Here is a 20,833-nt window from a genome sequence, read left to right as displayed (position 1 = left end):
TGATTGGATTAACTATGAAGACTATCGCTGCATTAATTATAGCTATCTTATCTTTTCCATCTTTAGCTAGTACTTCAGAAGTACAGGATTATAGGCCTGTTTTTAAACTAAGAAACGATCTACAGTGCTGGCCAACTGAACCCGCTCAGGGGCTTAACTCTGGTAATTGCAATAGCAAATCGTCATTTCAGGTGTCACCTCCTTCTGTTTATGTAGAAAGCTATTCCGAACTAGTACGCGGAAATAGTCATTCACTCATTACTTACTGGGCTTACTACGGTAATCAAAATGGTTGTACTACTTTTGACAATGGTCACTCAGATGATTGGGAGCCAGTAACTGTGCACACTGTAAATGGCTCGATAAAGCACGTCACTTACTGGCAGCACAATGGTAGGTACACCAAACCAGTCTCAGAAATCGAAACCGATGGTAGTCACCCAGTAGTTTATGTAGGAAAGTACTCTCACGGTAATTATCACGACCAGCGTAGTAGGGCATCTTTCGACAGTTGGGCATTTGGGACGGGGAACTACTGCTACTATTGGAAAGATCCCAGAGGGCCGGGTCAAACATGGGCTCCGAGAGTTCAAGAACTTTCTAGTATTGGACAAAATAGTGTTTTCCCTGGTTCTACAAACCCAATTAACAGGGATCTTAGGCCGCATGAAAGAACGGTGTGTAGAACTGATGGAGGAAGGGTTTTAGCTGGAGTCATTGACGGAACAGAAAATACTTGTGACCGAAACCCTTCTTATTTAAAAGGTGAAAACATGATGCTCAAAGATATGTTTTATCTAGATATCTATTAATTTTCAGTGAGGTGAATTTTCTCACCTCACTTCATTTAGTCTTTGAGGCGTACAGTTAGATTTTAAAAGGTGTTCCGTGGCTTCTGAAATCATAGTGTCATACAAAAGATATATGATAATTTCATGGAATTTCAGTAAATTAACGAATAATGAAACCATCGGCAGAATTACATTGGGATGAGCTAGAAAATAACGACGTAAAAGATTTACTCACGTCGCTTAAAGCATTCATCCGAAGCTTAACAGTCGATCAAAGCCAAGCTGACGATATCTTTCAAGAGACAGTGTTAAGGACGAAGAGGAGCAAGCAGTTATCTGATTTAGAGTCTCCACTTGCCTATATGATCACTGTGTCGAAAACAGTCTTATACGATTTTCAGAAAAAAAGTTTTCCGCAGTACGTCGATATCGAAGAAGTAAGTATTCAATCTGACGACTATTCGCCAAGTAATACTTATCTTAATCAACAGAAACTGGCGTTAGTAGATAATATACTCCTAAACATGTCACCTATCAGAAGAGAAATTTTTCTGCTTCGAAGAGTAGAAGGCTTGGCGCGAGATGACATCGCAAGAAGGTTAAATGTAAGTGTTGAGGTGGTCAAAAAGCATTTAACAAGAGCGATGGTAGAAATTACTGTGAAACTTGAAGAAGCTGGATGGCTTGAGGATAACTAAAGATGAAATTCTACCTCTTGGTTTTACTGTACAGGGTTAACGGCGTAATAAGATGACATCAATAGTTATAGAGGAAGCAGCAGACTGGTTTGATCGCATTGATGAATTAAGCGAAAAAGAGCAGAGTGATTTCGCAAACTGGCTTGCTATAGAAGAAAATGAGGCTGCTTTTCGCAAGATAGCTACCGCAATGGGGCAGCCCGAGCTCGCTGCACGGTCAATCGCTCTCTCTACAAAATTCACAACAAATAAAGCGCCGCTAGCACAAAATGATCTAACTGATAATAAAAGTGCAGAGGCTAAAGTGGCTCGCAGTCGCATAGCTACTTGTTGGTCAATTGCTTCGGCAGCCTGTATTGCATGTGTGGTCGTGTTTTTTTCTTCGGGTAATGTCGATATAACGGCGAACTCTGAGGAACAACTGTCTGCCCTTGCTGACCATGAAACCAGTACTTTCACCGTTATTTCAACTTCTACAACAGAAGAAAGGTCCAACGTATTAGATGACGGCTCAATTGTTTATCAAGGTGGTGATAGTCAAATAAGTGTAGCGTTTAGCGCTGAAAAGAGAGAGGTTAACCTCACTAAAGGTCAGGCATATTTTGACGTAACGCATGCGCCACAAAGACCGTTCATTGTCGATTTAGATGAAGCAACAATCACAGTTGTAGGAACTGCTTTCGACATTGATAGGCTAAAAGGTCAGACTATTGTAAAAGTTTACGAGGGTACGGTAAGAGTTAGCGCCGACCGCGAAATTCTCTTAAATAGAGGTCAAGAAATTACGCTCGAAAACGGGGTTATTACATCAAACTCGGCATTTACGCCACAGCAGCTCCCAAGTTGGAGGATGGGGTGGTTAAGTATTGAAGACACACCTATAAACGAGGTGATAGCAAGATTGAACCGTTATTCATCACGACACGTCAACTACATTGGCGACCCAGATGTAATAATCTCAGGGCGGTTTAGTTTACGTGATATTAGTGAGTCTCTAAACTTATTATCTTCAATGCAAGAATTCTCGGTCGAACGAACGAGTTCGGATTACATAGTGAGACAAATAAAGTAGCCACTCACCATGCTTAAACACGTCTCGTGTAGATGTAGAGTAGTATTTGTTTTGTCACTATTGGTCAGTGACATGAGCTCTTTCACTTATGCATCTACCGTTGACCGTGAGAGACTAGAAAGTATAACGCTGACTTCAACATCACTGAGTCAAAGCTTAGCGTTAATTGCAGAAAAGTTCGGCGTTGGTTATATCGCATCGCCCTCCCTGATTAAAGAAGTAATGTCGCCGGCTATTTCTGGCAGATATACGCTTGAAACCGCGATACAAAAAGTGCTAGATGGAACAGGATTAACTTATAGCATTACGAGTAGTGGGGTAGTCATCCGAAAGCCTGAAAGTAAAATTGACGAAACCGTTATAGAAGAAATAAACGTTAACGGAATTCGGGGCTCACTAAACCTGTCTAGACAAGAAAAGCGCAACGAGAAACAGGTCGCAGATGTTATCGTCGCTCAAGACATTTCAAGATACCCAGACAGAAATCTTGCAGAATCGATGCAACGAATTCCAGGAATGAGCATAACGAGGGAAGCTGGTGAGGGGCGGCAGGTGGTGCTTCGAGGTCTAGACCCCGACTTTACCTTGGTAACGATTAATGGAATGCCTGTACTTTCAAACAATGACTCTCCTATGGATAGCAGGACACAGAGAGATAGAGATCGTTCCTTTGACCTCAACTTGTTTACTTCAGAACTTTTTAATCAGATTAAAGTTTTTAAAAGCTACTCTGTAGGGCAACCAAGCGGCGGCGTAGCTGGTATTGCCGCACTAACCACAGCAAAACCTTTCGATTCACCAGGACTACATTGGAACGTTTCTCATCAAATCGATACGAACCAATATGCTGAAGGTCTTTCAAACCGCTCTTCATTTACTCTGTCTTCAACCAACCAGCATTGGGGCATGTTGATTTCTGCAGCCTACGGACAAAGGTCGTATCAAGAGCAAGGCGCAAATACCTTTAGATGGAGGCCACTTGCTCCCGAAGGGGCGGATGTCTCTGCTTTAGAGCCTGAATTGGTTGACGCTTGGCAGGATCAAGAAATTAGGGTTCCAAGGGGAAATCGTTATTCCGTGTGGCGAGGAGACATGGACCGCCTAGGTATCGGGGCGACTATAGAGTATCAAACTGAGCCAAGTCACTTCACAATCGACTGGATCTACGGCCGACTCGATAGCCAACGACAAGAGAATCATCTTTACCCACGGGGTTTTCAGTCTACGCCAATAATCGAGGGCAAAACTTTTTTAACTGATGCAGAGGTTAACTCAAAGAACGAACTCGTTTACGCGAATTACCGAAATGCTCGTGTTGGAACAGAAAGCCGTCATCAGGAGGTATCAACACAGTTTCAACAAACCGTACTGAACTTTAAGCATAGACTGTCGAGCAGTCTTGTATTTGATGGCGTGCTAGGTATGCAAAGTGCTAGGTATAGAATGCCTCAGAGTATTCGAGCTTACATGAGAGGAGAAAGTGATATTTCTATTGACTACAGAGGCGATTATTACTTCCCTGATATAAAATATAGTGCGGGGTTGACTCAACCCGATATGTGGCAAATGAACGAACTCGACTCTGAGCAGTTTATCTCCACGTCTAATTTTACTTACGCGAAAGGTCAGATACAGGTAAATGCAAGCCACCGAAGTAGTTGGGAGCTGGGTTTGGAATTCGTGCAGTTTGAAAATACGGCCAAATATACGGATATTCAAAACATCCTAAAAGAACGCTGGTCATCTACACGAGAATCAGTACCCCAAAGCACAGCCTATGTTTTTGATAGTCATCAGCATTTAAATTGGTTAGCCCTTAGACCAGAAGAGGTATTCTCTTTTTACAACAAACCTTCTTCGGTGGATTCACTGTTATTGTCTTATGCTCCCGATAGAGTTATTGACAACCTGATAAAAGAAAAAAGAACGTCTTTCTTTACTCAATACTCTGTCGAAGGTCGTGATTGGACATTCGATGCGGGACTACGAGCAGAGCGTGATGCGTCTTTTATTTCTGTGTTTCAGTCTAGTCATAGAAACCGCTATGACTTAAGCAATATTGCGTTTCTTCCCTCCATACAATTTAATTACAGAAAAGGTGAGCAAGTAGTTAAAGTTGGAATGAGCAGAACGATAGGCCACCAAGAATTGGATACTTTGACAAGAAATATTCAGCTTATCGAAGACGAAAATGTATTCATTCTTCCCAATGATAGGCTTAAGCCTATAAGTGCTTACAATCTCGATCTAAGCTTCGAAGCCTATCCGGGAGAAACCGATAGATACTCAGCTAATATATTTGGTAAATGGATAAAAAACAGTTTAGCTTCCACTAGTCAACGCTTGCTTTTGAGTGATGTAGCTAGCGATTATCCTGAACTATTCTCTAGTGATTTTGACCGTGTCTACATAGATGTTGTAACTCCAACGAACCAAAGCACTTATTTTTTATATGGCGTAGAAGGGAGTGTGCAATTAGAGTGGTCACTGGGCGACTATATGTCGCGCCTTAACGTGTTTCACTTTGGGGTAGTGGCAAATGCTAGTTATACATTTGGAAATGTTCAGTACTACAACACTAATACTGGTGACCGCCTAGATAAAAAGACTGCGCCTTATCTTTCTCCGCTATTGGCCAATCTTACCGCCTATCTTGAGGGATACGCATTGAGCCTAAGGCTTTCAGCCACCTATCGCGATGAGTATATTGCAAGAGTAGATGGAGGAACCTTGGTTGATGAAAATGAGACAGGATTTCTATCAACGCTATATATGGATGCGGTAGTCGCTTATCAAATATCGGACAGTGTAGAGCTAAGGATTGAAGCAACTAACCTCACTGATGAACGAGAAATTCAGTACTCCGATTCTTCTTATCGTCCATACAATACTACGGTAAGTGGTCGTAATTACTCTCTTGCCATTTCTTATCGCTATTAAAAGCTCGAAGGGCTTATTCATATAGGCCCTTCGAGCACATTCATTTACATTGAATAAGTAAAACCTAAGTAAAAGGTTCTTCCACTTACCGTTGTGTTGTACAAACGGTCATCCGAATCGCTGTATTGCTCTTCGCGCTCATCAGAAAGGTTGATTCCTTCTAGTGTCACCTTGAGGTTATCATTTACATTATAAAATGCTGAGAAGTCCCAGTAAGTGGTGCCGTGAAAGCCCGCCTCATCTTGGTCACTGCTCGACGTTTCAACCTGCGTTAGGTAATCATCACGATAGGCTGCAGAAACGCGCATTCCCCAATTATCAGTCTCGTAATACATCGTTGCATTGTAGATATTTTCAGACAATCCATAAAAGGGGCGGTAAACCTCCACGCTTTCACCGTCGACCAAAATATTGTGTAAAGACTCGCCATCAGAATAGGTATAGTTAACAATAGCGCCAAGATTATCGAACGGTGCTGGCAGAAAATCGAAATCACGCTGGAACGCTATTTCCCAGCCTGAAAAGTCGCTTTCTGCTAGATTTTGAGGCTGTGAGAAGGTGTACAGTGTATCTGGCGTTTGTGCATTTCCATTTTCGTCTACCATGCCTTCAATTAACGAAAGCGGATATCCTGTATCACCATAGGCTATTGGAGATACATTAGTAGCGATAAAATTATCAATCTCTTTTTGGAAGTAAGTGATAGAGGCATAACCGACTTCATCAAAGTAGTACTCAACACCTGCCTCCATATTGATTGTTTCAAAAGGCTGAAGACCAGGATTACCTGCATTGATACTCAAACCACTTGAACCAAATAATGGGTCAGTATTTACCGTACCTGATACAGATAAGCTTCCCAATGTAGGTCGCGTTACGTTTTTCCCTGCGCTCGCTCTTAACACAAGGCTCTCAGTGGCATACCATGCAACATTTAGCGTGGGCAACAGTCCATCATAGTCCCTCTCTACAGTGACGTATTCACTACCATTTACTATGCCACTCGATTGAATGTCGGTATCAAAATAGCGTAAACCAAAACTAGCTCTTAGCTCAGAATCAGGCAAAAGAAAGTCATATTCATATGTTGCGTATAGCGCCATGGTCTCTTCTACCACTTCATTAGGCGCATCGCTATACATGATGTCGCGCTCAACATCGAACGCATTTAGTACAGCCCCAACGTCAGTACTTAGCCAATCTTGTTTCTTGTGAATTGAGTTTACATAAACAAATTCAGGATTAATCACATCGCTTACTTCGCCACTTTGCCATTCACTCCTTAATGCATTGCCGACTTGTTCTCTGTTGTTGCTATGTTCGAACTTTTTAAATGAGCCACCAAGTTTCAAAGAAGCGTTATCAGACAGCAAGTAATCCGCATCAAGCTTAGCGATATCAAAGCTATTTTCTACTTCGTCCTCTTGAAGGTCTATCTCGTGATAACGGAACTCATTGATATCTGTTGGATCAAAACCGTTGATGTAAGAATTGGTACCGTAAAAGCGGTCTTCTCTGAAATCTATGGTCATATCCGCGAAAGATTCTAGGTAGACTTTTGCACTATTACTTTCGTATTCACTTTCCATATGCCCGAGTAAGCCTGAAACCGTGAATGCATCGGTTACTCGCCACTGAGCGTTTAACACCAACTGTGAAATGTCTGTCGTTGCTTCTTGGTCGCGACTTTCTGAGTGCAGAGCGGTATTTTCCCACGACGAATAGATAACTTCGTTGTTTTGGTTATATTCTATTTCAGTCAAGGCAGAGCAAAAATTGCGTGCCCCTTGATAATCCGCACCTGTGCAGCCAAGTGCGGTAGAACTAGAGCCTCTGCTTTGTAAGTGAAACTCTCCGCGATCGTTATCAAGTGTGCCGTATAGCGCATCAAGACCAAGTGAAAATGCATCAGACGGTCTGTATTGGAGCGCTAACGTAGCGCCAACCCTGGTTTGTTCACTATTAAATTGGGAGTATCTACTGCCTCGTGAGAAGCGCAGGTTGCCGCTATTTACAGCATCTTGATCTGCTTGTGATAGTGAAGATATATCTGTGCCTTGGGCATTGCGAGGTCGCCAACGATAGGTGTTATAACCTTGTTCAGCCGTATCACGCTTGCTAAGTGCTAGTGAGACAAGAGCGCCGAAATCACCCCATGTGTTTGAAACTAAGGCTGCGACTCTCGGGGCTACGTCGTTTGTTAACGAATTATCGCCTGCTTGCGCACTTATTACACTTTTGAAGCCATCATAATCAAATGGCTTTGCGGTATAGAGTTTGACGGTGCCGCCTATGCCGCCTTCATCCATTTCTGCAGAATAACTCTTCTGAACGTCAATTTGATTAAATAGCTCAGATGCAAAAATGTTAAAGTCGAAAGAGCGAGATAGGTTAGTTGTACCTCTACTGTCCATTGCAGATGAGGATGTACCCAGTGCTTCCATGCCGTTTAATTGCACTTGAGTAAAATCTGCGTTTAGGCCCCGTAGAGATATTTGTCTACCTTCACCGGCTTCACGAGTTATGGTTACGCCTGGTATTCTTTGAATAGACTCGGCTAAATTGAGGCTTGGGAAGTCAGCAATATCTTCAGCAAGGATTGAATCTTGCGAACCTAGCGCGTCCTTTTTTAAATCTTTAGCTTTTATCAGCGAGCCACGAAAACCACTCACTACAATTTGTTCTATCATTTCATCTTCAGTCTGCTGTGCTTGAGCAGGAAATTGCGTCATGCAGGTGGCTGATAGGACAGCTGTAGCTAAGAGTGTTTTTTTAAAGTTAGTATGCATAGGTTTACCTTTTAATTGATTAAATTTTGATGTGTAAAAGCGTTAAATCTTTTCAAGCAATCATTCTCGAAAGACACTGAATGACTACGATTAGCGGATTGAGGAGACTGCTTATAGAAATCGCTAGAGATGAACTGAGCCCCACTGGCAAAAGCCGCATCTCTTTGCTCTCGCAAACTTTCTGTCGAAGCCGATAAATCAGCATCTGCGCGTGTTCTCACTAGAAAGCCATCTTTGACTAGCGCTTGAATTTCTTGTTGATTTTTAACTGGATCATTTCGAATGAATATTGCGGCAGCGTCGGAATTTCTGGGTACAGAGAGAAACATGCTTTTCTTTTGAAGGGTTGAACCCTGTTGAAGATATATCTCTTTTTGAGCTTCATTAGCATCGAATAAAAATAAGAACTTACCTCGAAGTGCCTCAACACTTGGCCAGCCAGCCTCCGCTATTGCTGCCCTTAACGTGTGGTAACGACCCCGAACGCGATCTGGCGTAATTAACTTACTCCCAAATAAACGCGCAATTTCATTGTCTAAGCGTTTGTAGTCTGAAAAGGAAAAAGCGACGGGGGCAGCCTTATTTACAAACGATGGCTGAGATTCTTTCGCATTCAAAAGAATGGTAATAGGGAAATGGTTAGGGTTCGCTTCTGACCATTCTAGAAGTTGCCTTCCACAAAGCTGCAGGGTCGAACAGTGCGTCATTACATCGACGTGTGGAATATGTAGAACCTTAAACCCAGGTTCTGCCAACACTTGACGTTCGCTCTTTGTAAACCAGTTGCTATTGGAAAGCGTTTCTATTTCTGGTGTGTCATATTGATGTCCATTCGGATCGTTAACCACATCAATTTCAATTTGGCGAATTCCTAAATTCAACTGTTCTTGAAGCGAGGGATGACTATAAGAAATCTTCTTTAAAAGTTCAGGAGACGTACCTGCTAAGAATTGCTCTGCCTCTGGTGGTAGCGCCTTTTTGTAGCTATTGTGAGAACCAATAATTTGATACTGGTTCAGTGATTTCGCGCAAGATATAGCGCTAAAAACCAGAGTTAAAGAAAGTAAGAAATAACGCATAGGTACACATTCAAAGACTATTTTTAAGGGTAGAGCGGTGTTGTTTGCAAAAGGGGACAGGAAATTTTTGCGAAGCGCTAAACTTCACAAAAGTGTCATACTCCAAAACGTTTTAAATTAGATTTTGTTAACCACTGTCCCCACTGGGGGCGAAGCGCAGTTATTACTATTAGTGACTTGCTGAACAGGACTGCGTTGTGGGTAAAAATGAAAAGAGAGCGAAAGAAATAAGAGCATGTGACGCTAGCATATTGAATGTAATGTCTGGCGCGTTGCTAGTTATTTGTTACTCCTTTGCACTTATTTCTACTAGTATCGTTGCCCAAAACGACATTCCGCCGGTAAAAATCGCCTTCATAGCAGATATCCATCTTCACGCACCTGAAGCCGCTGCAGCAAGGCTTCCCAAAAATGCCTTGCCAAAAGACCCTGTAAGCCACGCTCCAATATTACTGAGAAGTATGCGGGCTCAATTGGGTTCTACTCGACTGTTTAATGAAAATATTATTGTGTTTAAAGAGGCGCTTGATGATGTAGTAGAAAAAAATATCAAGTTAGTAGCGTTACCGGGGGATTTTACAGACGATGGTCAGCCAGTAAACATCCATGCATTAAAGGAAATACTAGACGAATACCGACAAAAGTACGGACTACGTTTTTTCGCTATCAACGGAAACCACGACCCAGTCAGGCCCTTCACGCAACCAGGTGGTAAACGCGACTTTATAAACCGAGAAGGTGCAGAAATCAGTGTTATGAGCCCATCACATCAAGAGTGCATGTCTGGGAGAAGTGATTTTTGCTCAGAACTACTGAAAGAGTGGGGGTATGAAGAGATTACACAATCACTATCTGAACATGGTTTTTTACCTTCGCCTGCAGACAAGTTGTACGAAACGCCATTTAATACAGCGAATTTAGATGAGCGCCACTGGCGATGGTGTGACGAGGAAGAATTTTGTGTGGACATGCCTGATATGAGCTATTTAGTAGAGCCAGTGGAAGGCCTTTGGCTCTTGGCGATAGATGCCAATGTTTACAGGCCAAAAGGTAGCTTGAAGGGCAAGCAGTTTTATGGGTCGAGCAATGCTGGCTACAATGCGCTAGTAAAGTACAAGCCAAAACTGTTGGATTGGATCAAAGATGTTGTTGTACGCGCTAAAAAGCAGAACAAAAATTAGTCAGTTTTAGCCACTTTCCTATGGCTGAATTCTCAGACCAACAAACACCAAGTATTGCTGAACTACTTGGCGAAAATTCACTGCAAATGTCACGTCAACCCAGTGAAGATACTACAGCTGTGCTAGCGGCAACAGGTTTGAAACTGCATCTTGGTGGTCACATGCATCTTTTTGATGTAAGCCAATCTTCAAGGCACGGTTTAACCAATGTTCAGGTGCCATCTTTGGCTGCTTACCAGCCTGGCTATTCAATTGTGACGATTAATACAGAGGGGCATTCACTAGTAGAGACAGTCATCGTTCGTGAGGTTAAGAATTTTTCAAAATGGTTTTCGATATACGAAAAGGAGTGGGGCTTTCTTCATAGAAGTCAGCAAGCTACTTGGGACAACAGTATTTTGTCGTCAAAAAATTATTTGGATTTCACCGACCAGCATTTACAGCAAGTGGTCAACGGTAGATATTTAAATGAGTGGCCTTCAGACTTAGTAGAGCAACTTTCGTCAAATACGGTAAAAGAGATCGTTGACCTCTGCCATTGCGCTTCAAGTTTCAAGAGTATGGAAAATAGTAGTGAGCTGAATGCGACAAACCTCGTTATAGATTTCTACAGAGCGAGAAATGCGGGAAGTTTTGCCCGTTTAGCTTTACCCCGTAACTTCTATGACCAACTTTCGCTTTGCTTAAAGAGCCAAGCTCCACAAACTTTAGACGACAGCGACGCTCTTAAAAGAGCATTGGTCTTAATAACTAACGCGATCTTGTCCTCGCGTGAGGACAAGGCTGCTATTAGTCTCGTGTTATGACTAATTTAGTCAAACAAATTAAATGCTGAGTATGAGTTGGAGGGTGAGTTTGTAGTAGGGTGACTACGTCAAACTCGCTTGGTAGTTGGACCGTCAAGTTTCCTTGATAATCCACTAATTCAGCTAATTGATAAATATAAGCGATTTAAATCGGTGGCTGCCAGGGTATAGAGTGAATGCTCGTCCTGTTTCAATCAACCGACCCTGCTCGTACAGTTTTTCTACGGTGGCTCGATAAAGTGGAAAAAATTTGCTTAAAGGTGAGCTATCAGAATTGCCCATTCCTGCATAATAACTAACATGGAACGAGCCATCCTCAAGTGAGACTAACAGCGAAGGAGTAGGAATGTTTACTTTTTTCTCTGTCCAATTTTTTATAGTACCCATTACTTTTTCGAGCGATACATCATCTTTCATTTTCTTATCCTTTTTTTATGCTTATCTATAAACAAAGTTCACCATCGTTAAACAAAGTTCACCATCGTTAAACAAAGTTCACCATCGTTAAACAAAGTTCACCATCGTTCCGAGTGAGAATTATCTCGCATTAACAGTATAAAAAATAGACATCAAAATGATTTGTGCACTTATCCGTATGCTAGTGTTCGGTGCTTTGTCATTGGGGGGCGTAACGTAATTTGGTTTACGTTACTTAGTAGGTTGTGCGACTTAAAGTAGAAAATTGAAGTTGACTGATTAACCTTGGGGTAAAGCTTGTCTATGCGAGGCGTTGAAGGCATGCTCCGAAGGTCAGTAGTAAAAACACTGTGCCTTCGGTACCTCAATAGATCAAAGCAGTTAGAGGTACTTGCTCAATTTGTGTAGATTTGAAAATGTATTGCTAGATTTATTGGTATTTTTAGTGTCTGAGCCTTCATAGCTGCGATGAACAGTGCCCCACGTAGTAGTGGTGTCTTATCTCTAGCTTTGGTAATGCCTATTAATGATGCTTATTCCTTGAACGCCATTAAGCGTTGAAACTAGCTTTGCTAGTTGAAGTTTGACTTGCAACAACGTCTCCCAATTTGCTTATATCGTTGTCTTCAACTTTTACATTTGCCGGTATTCGTCGCTTGCTGTAACGCGTTCTGGAGCTTAGATGCCTTACCGTTTGGATTTGCTGGGGTACTGCTGCAGTCTGCTGCGAGCCCCTGCCCAGCAAAAATCATAGCGCCGCATGCGGTTAATAGCCGTAACGAGGCTTTTAGATTTCTTTTCAAATTTATTTCCTGATTTTACACCAAAATAGATAAACACTATTGAGATTCTAAAAGGTCATACATTGCACTTCCAGCAAGCAAAAAGGCACCCACACCAAATAGCTGAGAGTCATTTTTTGTTACTACATCGGGCTTTTCATTGACTCCCTGTACCCACCCAAACTTTCCATCAGGATGTACGGCTGAAGAAAGTACCCCCCATCCTTTTTTTACGTTAGGTAGATATGTGTTTTTATCTAGTAAGCCGTTATTAATTCCCCATGCAATTCCATAAGTGAAAAAGGCCGTTCCACTGGTTTCTGGCTCAGCATACTTTTCTCCTGCCAGCAGAGACATAGGCCAAGCGCCATCTTGTTTTTGCAGCTCTACGATAGCTAATGTGAGCTCTTCGTAGAGCGACTCATAATAAGAACGGTATTGGTGATCGCGAGGGAGGTTTTCCAAAACATGTACAATGCCTGCGTATACCCAGCCCATTCCTCTAGACCAGAAAACTTGCTCACCAAATTTCCCCTGTTTGTCAAAATAACGAGAATCTCGGAAAAGTAATTTGGATTTCGGATCTTGCAGATAGGCGATGGTTGCTTGGAACTCTTTGTGAGCGTAATCAGCGTATTTGGGATCGCCTGTAATAGCAGAAAGTTCGAATAGTACGGGCGGCCCCATAAACAAGGCGTCAGCCCAGCACCATCTCCATTGGCAGTCGTGTACGTTATCTTTATTTCTGCCTGCGACGAACTCAAGGCTGTTGTCTGGCGCTTTCTCAATGAGCCAGTCAAACGTATCTTTTACTGGCGCAAGCGCTTCTTCGTTTTTGTGTCTGCGATAATACCAAAGGTTGGTTTGCCCAATCACATGGTCATCGGCAAAGTATTTAACTTTACCCATTTTCCAGTTGTGAGCATTACCCACGTACCCAATCCAAGTTTCGTAAAAGGGGTTATCTGATCGTTCGGCAAGTTTAGTGAGGCCTTTATAGAAGGCGCCTTGAATCCATCGTCCATACGCTTCAGAGCCAGCCCGAGCACGGCCGACATGAGTCATATGTTGAGTGCGCGCAACTTGCCAGTTCGCGACTTTTTCCATTTGTGCCATCACCTGTTCTTGTGTTGGTAACACGGCCTTAGCTTGTAATGAAATTAGTGGGATATAAGCAATAGCGAACAAGCACATTCTTATTCCGATGAACCGACTTATTTTGTGTATGTGGGTTTCCATCGTGCATCCTTTAAGTTAATTGATTTAACGAAATATAGGTAGTGAGAGGCTTAACTGTGAGCCTGATAGGTGCTCAATGTTACATTGAAGTAAATCACCAATACAATCATATTCATTCACATCTATTCTTTATTGTGCTTATATGTGTCGTAAATTTTGTGTTCAACGTATCAAAAATTATTTATGCAGATAACAAATTAGCTATTGATTTTATTGTTTTTTATGCGTTTTCTTTGACATCCTTATTGGCAGTTATGGGTATGTAAAATATTTGTTTGTAAAATAGAATAATGCTTTAATGGTCAAATTCAATCATTGTTGGGTTGTGAACTGTTTTTCATATCTGGCGAGTTTGAAACGCGAGTATGTGTACTTGCCATCTGTTAAGAGTTTGGAAAGCGTAAAGCAGTTCAATGCTCTTGATTTTCTTAAGCAGGCATCACCAATAAACACTGATTTTGGAAGGGAAAAGGAAAATGCTGGTTTACTTATTGCGACTTTTGGCGTTAAGCATACTGATTTGGAGCGGCTGCGGGAATGTAAGTGGTGAGACTGTTCCAGTAAGGGACATCACGCACGAAAGCGAAAGTATAGGCCCGAACATTCTTTTCATTTATACAGACGACCAAGCACCATGGGCTATTGGAGGCAAAAGCCCTAATGCCGTTACGCCTAACCTAAATGCGTTAGCAGAACAGGGAATGTCGTTTCCAAATGCCTATACCACCACGCCAGTTTGTAGTCCTTCCCGAGCAGGCTTACTCACTTCGCGCTATGGCTTTGAAGTGGGTATTGACGATTGGATAAATGACCACCTTAAAAGTAAGACCCTAACAGGGCATCAACTAGACTTAGGACTTTCAGCAGAACTGGATTCCTGGCCCAAAAGATTGCAAGAAAACGGCTATTACAATGGTTTGATCGGAAAGTGGCATTTAGGAAAGCAACCTGAACATCACCCTAAAAATTTCGGCTACGACGAGTTTACGGGCTTTCTAGGAGGCGGAACTTCACCCATAAACCCTCAACTTCTAGTAAATGGTGCCCCGAAGAATGAAAAGGGATTAACCGTGGACCTTCTCACTGACCATGCCATGGACTTTTTAAGTAGGAATAAACACAGGAAGTTTGCTTTATCACTGCACTATAGGGCACCTCACTATCCATTTGAGCCTGTTTCAGAGAGTGATTTAGATGCTATTAGTAAAGATGTAGATTTAATACATCCTGATTACCCGGATTTAAATACAGAAAGAGCGAAGAAATTATTACGCGGCTACTTAGCTTCTGTGAAAGGTGTAGATAGAAATGTCGGAAGATTGTTGGGTCATCTAGACGAGTTGGGGCTATCTGAAAATACTGTAGTCATCTTTACGTCTGACCATGGATACGTTATTGGACAGAACGGTATTTGGCATAAAGGCAATGGCTTTTGGCTGTTAAACACTCCACCTAAAGGCACAGGAAATATACCCAAAGGCCAGCGCCCAAATCTATATGATGCTGTGCTTAAGGTACCTCTTATTGTTCGTTGGCCTGGTAAGGTGCCTGCAGGCACAGAAAATGCCTCTACCGTATCAAATCTTGATTTCTTCCCTACGCTTATGGATATCACCAAACTGGATATACCTAGTGAAGCAGTCATTAGAGGGCAAAGTGTAATCAAAGCGTTAAAAGATGAAAACGTAGTAGTGAGTACTGACTATTTTGCCGCTTATTCAACGCTGCATCAGTCAATCACGGGTATGAGAATGTATAGCGATGGTCAATACAAATTAGTTAGAGATTTCAAAAACAACGAGCGAGACGAGTTTTATCACTTAGTTGCCGATCCTCATGAGACTCACAATCTGCTTGAGAGAGAAATGACTGCTGCTGAAAAGGTGACGTTGAAAAGGCTGGATGACACTATCAAAAAGAAAATGCTCGATTTGGACGACCCACTTACAACGAGCTTCACCCCAGTGACTTTTAAAACGCCTTAAAGCTCGGTGCTTCTCATAAGAAATTGAGCGGTCAGTTATTGACTAAACAGGGTTGCGTAGTCGATAGACCATCGGTCTTCCAATTGAACAAAATATGGAACATAGAAACATGAAAAATAAGCTGCTTTTAGCTATGGTAATTGCTCACCTATTTGGCTGCACTTCTTTTGCGAATGATAAAGAAGCTACAACACGTCAAGATACGCAGACCTCCGTACCTTCGTTGTCTCTCTACTCGACGCCAATTTTGCTGGGGAGTAGTCTTTTGGTTGATAAATCTCATACTTCAGATGGCTCAGATCGTGCGCAAAAATGGTAAACCTCTCTTTGCGGGTGTTATGGGAGCTCAAGCAGTTACTTATAAAGGTTATCAATATGTGATTTATTACACAGCAAAAGACAGGGGAGGTTACGGTGACCTTTTTGCTGAAGTTGTCGTCGCACGTAGAAAAGTAACAGGGCACGACTGGCAACACGCCACCTTGCCGGTATATCGACTAACTTCTGATGACGCACATAACCGCCAAGCCATCGAGATATCAAAAGGCGACGGCGCAATTCATATTTCCTTCGATCATCACAACTTAGATCGCATCAACTACGCACGCACTGCTTCGGGAGTCGCAGATCATCCAGAAACCCTAGATTGGAATAATGAAGTTTTTACGTTTCAGCGTAATCTCGGTTTTCCTAACGAAGCGGTAGAGCGCGTTACTTACCCAAAATTTTATTCGTTAGAAAGCGGTAATGTACTTATGTATTTTCGGGAGGGTGGGGCAGCAAAAGGTGAAATGCAGCTTGCTCTTTATGATGCCAAGAATAGTGAGTGGCAGTATATTCGCAATATATCGTCAAGTGATGGTGTCTACGTTCAAAACGTAAACGGCAATAAAGAACCTTCAACAAGAGGGCCCTATTTAGCCGGTGGTGGACCAAAATTTGATGCTAATGGTCGCATGCACATTAGCTGGGTATTTAGAGAGAGACCTGTCAACTGCAATCCTGGTAAGGTTAATGGTTTTGACTGCAACCACGGTATCTACTACACCTACAGCGATGATGAAGGCCTCACGTGGTACAACAATGCGGGCAATCTAGTAGCTGATACCCGAAAAGGCGAGGTGTTATCTGTTGAAACGCCTGGATTAGAAGCTGTCCATGTGCCTACAGCATTGAGGCCATCAAATGTTTCTCACAACTCCGTCATAGACACGAAAACAGGTGACTACCACCTTTTACTTAGTCATAACGTATCCCCAGACGGCCCAGCCCGCGTTCATCACTATGTTCGTAATACATCCGGCAACTGGCAGAAACGAGTCTCTGGTTTTACCGCTTCAAATGTGACCTTAACGTTTTTAGGAGATAGGTTGTTTGCTTTTGCTGGTAGAGAAAGTGCTGAGATTTACTATTCTGATCGAACCGATAACTTTACCGAGTGGCATGAAGTAGAAATGCCGAACGCAGGTAGTAAGTTTGGCAAAATAGAAGGAGGATATATTACATGGGATCTTAGTTTATTGAACGAGGGCAGAGCTAGTGTCATTTGGCAACATGCACCAGCCTCAATTGGTAAGCCCAGCCCTATTTATGTTTATGACTTTGAACTAGGTAAAGTCTCACGCGGTGAATAGTGGAAAATATACGGTGTCGGTGCACTTTCATCTATCAACTTAGAACTGGAGTATGCTTTGCGCAAAATACTATTGATTATTGTTGTGGCTTTTTTGTCATTCAATGTTAGTGCAGCATCTCTGAAAGAAGCTTTTGACAATCCAGGAGATGCTCACAAGCCATGGGTATTCTGGTATTGGATAAATGGAAATATCACTGAAGAAGGTATAAAGGCAGACCTCGAATCCATGGCTAATGCTGGATTGAATGGGGTAGTGTTAATGCACATTAATGAGCATCATGCCATCCCCACAGGGCCTGTAAAATTTCTCTCTGAAGATTACCAATCACTACTCGCTTTTACCTTTGAAAAAGCGTCAGAGCTAGGCTTAAAAGTGAACCTCTACAATAGCGAGGGATGGTCCGTCGCTGGTGGTCCATGGATAAGCCCTAAAGACGGAATGAAAGAGTTGTCTTGGAGTGAAAAACAAATACGAGACCGTTCTCAGTTTATCACTTTTCCCGCTCCTCACGCTCCGTTAAATTTTTATGAAGACATAGCAGTTCTTGCCTTTCCTACACCTGAAGCGCACATTGAGCCGAAATTTCATGAGCGTGTCGCCAGCGTCAACATCTCTGGTAATGCGCCGCAAAGAACGGTAGCTGCTAAAAATGCTATTGACGGTGATTGGAATACATTGGCGTATCCCAATGTTGATGATGAAACCAAACAGCGTTTTATTCAAATTGATTTTTCTGAGGAATACACTTTCCGCAACGTCTTTGTGAAATACGCTGCCTACGGCATGATGGGTAGAAATCGCCTTTTAGTTTCAGACGATGGGAAGAATTATCGGGAAGTTGCTTTTTCAAAACGTGGGCAGATTTATGACGACTTAAGCTGCTTCCAGTTTGAGCAAATTAAAGCAAAACACGCAAAAATAGTGTTCGAGCCCACTGATAATAAACTCTTGTACACGGCGATGCCAAAAGTCGATGTCGCGGTGCGTGAGGTAATTTTCGACAATAAACCGCGAATCGCGAACTGGTGTCAAAACGCAGCGCATATATTTCCCTTTCATATGCAACAGACAGAGCGCGAAGCAACGAATGCCGCAATTGAAAGTAATGCAAGTATCAACCCCGACTCCATTATTGACGTTACCCAATATCTTGACGAAAACGGTCGTCTTAACTGGACACCGCCTAATGATGATTGGACAGTAATTCGTTTTGGTATGTCGTCTACCGAAGCGGTAAATAGGCCTGGTTCTGAAGGCGGAGAAGGGCTTGAAGTTGATAAATTAAGTGAAAGGGCCCTTGATGGTCACTTTGAGCATTATATTAAAAGAATTGCAAAGCGCTCGCAGAAATACGTGGGTGACTCATTTGTATCTACTCATGCTGATAGTTGGGAAGTAGGGCGTCAAAACTGGACGCAGGGATTTGAAAAAGATTTCGAAGAGAGGCGAGGTTATCCACTCATTCGATTGCTTCCTGCCACGCTGGGATATGTTGTTAAGGACGAAACGTTCAGCGAGAGAATTCTTTGGGATTTCAGAAAGACACTGGCAGAACTCATTGCAGAGCGCTTTTACGGGGGCATGCGGCAGCGAGCGAACGAGTTAGGGTTAACATTTTCAGCCCAATCGATGAAGCCTTTCATCGATAACCTTCACGCGTTAGGCCAAGCAGATATCATTTATGCCAACAGTGCATTTCGTTCCATTAATCCGTCAGAAAATAAACCTAATCAAGAGTTTGCCTTTCTTACTGCAAAAATGGCAGCCTCGGCAGGCTCTATTTATAACAAACCTGTTCGCTCAGAATCATTCACTTCATTGCCTCAAGCGAATAGGTGGCTGAGTCACCCGCTAACTTATAAGTCGCAAGCTGATACCGATCTTGCAGCAGGGGTGACGTTGACTACACATCATCTTTTCACTCACCAACCCTGGACAACGTTAAAACCGGGTATGACGCTTGGTTACTGGGGAATACATTTTGAACGCACACAAACATGGTGGCATGAGATAAATACATGGAATGAATACTTAGCACGCTCTCACGCCTTGCTCAGTAAGGGGCAGCCGGTGCTTGACGTACTGCACCTGTTAGGCGATGACTCAGCGACGACATTTGATAGGGACTTTGCGTTTAAAGAGCTGCCCGAGGGTTATGATTTTGAATTTATCTCAACAGATGGGTTGATGAATCACGTTAACGTCAATGAGCAAGGGCAACTCGTTCTTGAGTCGGGAAGAACCTACAACATCCTATCGATATCGCCGGATGTGAGTATGCGAGTAGAGGTACTGGAGCGAATAAAATCGCTAATAGAAAAAGGGATAACGGTTGTCGGTTTATCCCCGACTTTCTCACCAAGTTTGGAAGGTTCCTTTGATACCATGAGCACTGACGAGAAAGTTCACCAACTTGTTAAAGACATTTGGGGCGCGCGATTCAATCACCAAGTGTTCGAAGACTTGGAAGCTGCATTTAACTACAAAGATATTAAACCGGATGTACTGATTTCAGCCACCGAAAACAGATTTGTTTGGCGACACCACCGTATATCGGATGAGAACACGGATGTTTATTTTATTAGTAACCTAGATCAAGAATCGGCTGAAGTAGAAGTCAACCTTAGAGCTGAAGGTCAGGTGGTTGAAATCTGGGACCCGCTTTCTGGTAAACGGTTTATTATGGATGATTACGTCGTTGAGCAAGGCCGTACACGGTTGACATTATCTTTTGAACAAGCACAGTCTTTGTTTGTTATTGTGTCAACACAAAAAAGCACTGCACAGGTGCTCAACAACAATCCTCTTCGCCATTTACAAGTGTTAGATTCACCGTGGAATGTGAGTTTTATTAGAGGAGTAAAGAAGGCTACGCCACTAGTGCTTGACGAGCTCATCGATCTATCCGCACACGAGAGTGAAGACGTAAGGTATTTTTCAGGTACGGTGCACTACAAGACCGAATTTGAACTGACGAAAGATTTACAAAAGTCTCAAAACTATTTCCTCGACTTAGGTAATGTTTTTCAATTTGCTCGCGTAAGACTGAATGGCGAAGACCTTGGACTTAGGATGTGGGCCCCTTATCACTTTGATATCAGCAATATAATACGAGATGGGAACAACCGTCTGGAGATAGAAGTGACCAACCTTTGGCCCAATCGCCTGATTGGGGACGAGCGTTTATACCCTGAAACGGCGTCTTGGAAGAAGAATGGCTATCAAGGCTTTCAATTAGAGAGTTTTCCAAGTTGGCTTTCAGGTTCGGCTTCTCAACAACCTGGGTCACGCAGCACCTTCGCTACATGGAAACATTGGAGTAAAGATGACGAATTACTTCCATCAGGCTTGCTAGGGCCTGTGAGTATTATGGTTCAAGACAAAAATGAAACACGAAATAGGGGACGAGTCGATTAA

General features: G+C 42.6%; 15 protein-coding genes. 10 read left to right on the top strand and 5 right to left on the bottom strand.

Annotation, left to right across the window (positions count from 1 at the left end):
• Window positions 1-191: 191 nt before the first annotated feature.
• The 4 genes from KUL49_RS13850 (at window position 192) to KUL49_RS13835 (ending at window position 5,501) form a co-directional block, all read left to right on the top strand.
• Window positions 192-812, top strand: a complete 621-nt coding sequence (locus tag KUL49_RS13850; RefSeq protein ID WP_131137681.1) for a hypothetical protein — start codon at window positions 192-194, stop codon at window positions 810-812.
• Between the two features lie 149 nt (window positions 813-961).
• Window positions 962-1,489 carry an RNA polymerase sigma factor gene (locus KUL49_RS13845; protein WP_131137680.1) on the top strand — a complete coding sequence of 176 codons (528 nt, stop codon included), beginning with the start codon at window positions 962-964 and terminating at the stop codon, window positions 1,487-1,489.
• 52 nt (window positions 1,490-1,541) lie between these two features.
• Window positions 1,542-2,561, top strand: coding sequence for a FecR domain-containing protein (locus KUL49_RS13840; protein ID WP_131137679.1), 1,020 nt, complete (start codon window positions 1,542-1,544; stop codon window positions 2,559-2,561).
• Between the two features lie 72 nt (window positions 2,562-2,633).
• Entirely contained in the window at window positions 2,634-5,501 is a 2,868-nt protein-coding gene (locus tag KUL49_RS13835) for a TonB-dependent receptor (protein WP_165477909.1), read from the top strand.
• A gap of 44 nt (window positions 5,502-5,545) precedes the next feature.
• Here the strand turns inward: KUL49_RS13835 and KUL49_RS13830 are convergent, their stop codons facing one another.
• Window positions 5,546-8,290 carry a TonB-dependent receptor gene (locus KUL49_RS13830; RefSeq protein WP_131137677.1) on the bottom strand — a complete coding sequence of 915 codons (2,745 nt, stop codon included), beginning with the start codon at window positions 8,288-8,290 and terminating at the stop codon, window positions 5,546-5,548.
• Window positions 8,291-8,301: 11 nt separating this feature from the next.
• Window positions 8,302-9,369 (bottom strand): Ca2+-dependent phosphoinositide-specific phospholipase C, encoded by a 1,068-nt coding sequence (locus KUL49_RS13825; protein WP_131137676.1) that lies wholly within the window; start codon window positions 9,367-9,369, stop codon window positions 8,302-8,304.
• A 197-nt stretch (window positions 9,370-9,566) separates the two neighbouring features.
• Here KUL49_RS13825 and KUL49_RS13820 point away from each other — a divergent pair, with 197 nt between their 5' ends.
• A complete protein-coding gene (locus tag KUL49_RS13820) occupies window positions 9,567-10,550 on the top strand; it encodes a metallophosphoesterase (RefSeq protein ID WP_131137675.1) in 984 nt (327 codons plus the stop codon).
• 20 nt (window positions 10,551-10,570) lie between these two features.
• The gene (locus tag KUL49_RS13815; RefSeq protein ID WP_131137674.1) at window positions 10,571-11,356 is read left to right on the top strand and encodes a hypothetical protein; all 786 of its coding nucleotides are present in this window, start codon (window positions 10,571-10,573) and stop codon (window positions 11,354-11,356) included.
• A 123-nt stretch (window positions 11,357-11,479) separates the two neighbouring features.
• On the opposite strand, the gene KUL49_RS13810 is transcribed toward KUL49_RS13815, so the two are convergent.
• From KUL49_RS13810 to KUL49_RS13805, 3 genes are all read right to left on the bottom strand, one after another.
• Entirely contained in the window at window positions 11,480-11,773 is a 294-nt protein-coding gene (locus tag KUL49_RS13810) for a hypothetical protein (protein ID WP_131137673.1), read from the bottom strand.
• 626 nt (window positions 11,774-12,399) lie between these two features.
• The gene (locus KUL49_RS20830; RefSeq protein WP_165477908.1) at window positions 12,400-12,576 is read right to left on the bottom strand and encodes a hypothetical protein; all 177 of its coding nucleotides are present in this window, start codon (window positions 12,574-12,576) and stop codon (window positions 12,400-12,402) included.
• A 36-nt stretch (window positions 12,577-12,612) separates the two neighbouring features.
• The gene (locus KUL49_RS13805; RefSeq protein ID WP_131137672.1) at window positions 12,613-13,794 is read right to left on the bottom strand and encodes a glycoside hydrolase family 105 protein; all 1,182 of its coding nucleotides are present in this window, start codon (window positions 13,792-13,794) and stop codon (window positions 12,613-12,615) included.
• A gap of 476 nt (window positions 13,795-14,270) precedes the next feature.
• On the opposite strand from KUL49_RS13805, the gene KUL49_RS13800 reads away from it, so the two are divergent.
• The 4 genes from KUL49_RS13800 to KUL49_RS13790 all read left to right on the top strand — a co-directional run bounded on the left by KUL49_RS13800 (window position 14,271) and on the right by KUL49_RS13790 (window position 20,833).
• Window positions 14,271-15,779: a sulfatase-like hydrolase/transferase gene (locus KUL49_RS13800; protein ID WP_131137671.1), complete on the top strand. Its 1,509-nt coding sequence runs from the start codon at window positions 14,271-14,273 to the stop codon at window positions 15,777-15,779.
• A 109-nt stretch (window positions 15,780-15,888) separates the two neighbouring features.
• The gene (locus KUL49_RS20825; RefSeq protein ID WP_165477907.1) at window positions 15,889-16,098 is read left to right on the top strand and encodes a hypothetical protein; all 210 of its coding nucleotides are present in this window, start codon (window positions 15,889-15,891) and stop codon (window positions 16,096-16,098) included.
• Window positions 16,082-17,413 carry a BNR-4 repeat-containing protein gene (locus tag KUL49_RS13795; RefSeq protein ID WP_165477906.1) on the top strand — a complete coding sequence of 444 codons (1,332 nt, stop codon included), beginning with the start codon at window positions 16,082-16,084 and terminating at the stop codon, window positions 17,411-17,413. Before KUL49_RS20825 ends, KUL49_RS13795 begins: the two co-directional genes overlap by 17 nt.
• 57 nt (window positions 17,414-17,470) lie before the next feature.
• Window positions 17,471-20,833: a glycosyl hydrolase gene (locus tag KUL49_RS13790; RefSeq protein WP_131137669.1), complete on the top strand. Its 3,363-nt coding sequence runs from the start codon at window positions 17,471-17,473 to the stop codon at window positions 20,831-20,833.

The sequence above is a fragment of the Alteromonas sp. KUL17 genome (assembly GCF_006538305.1).
Lineage (GTDB): Bacteria > Pseudomonadota > Gammaproteobacteria > Enterobacterales > Alteromonadaceae > Alteromonas > Alteromonas macleodii.
The sequence above is the reverse complement of the archived record's forward strand: the minus strand, read 5'-3'. Positions and strand labels throughout refer to the sequence as shown.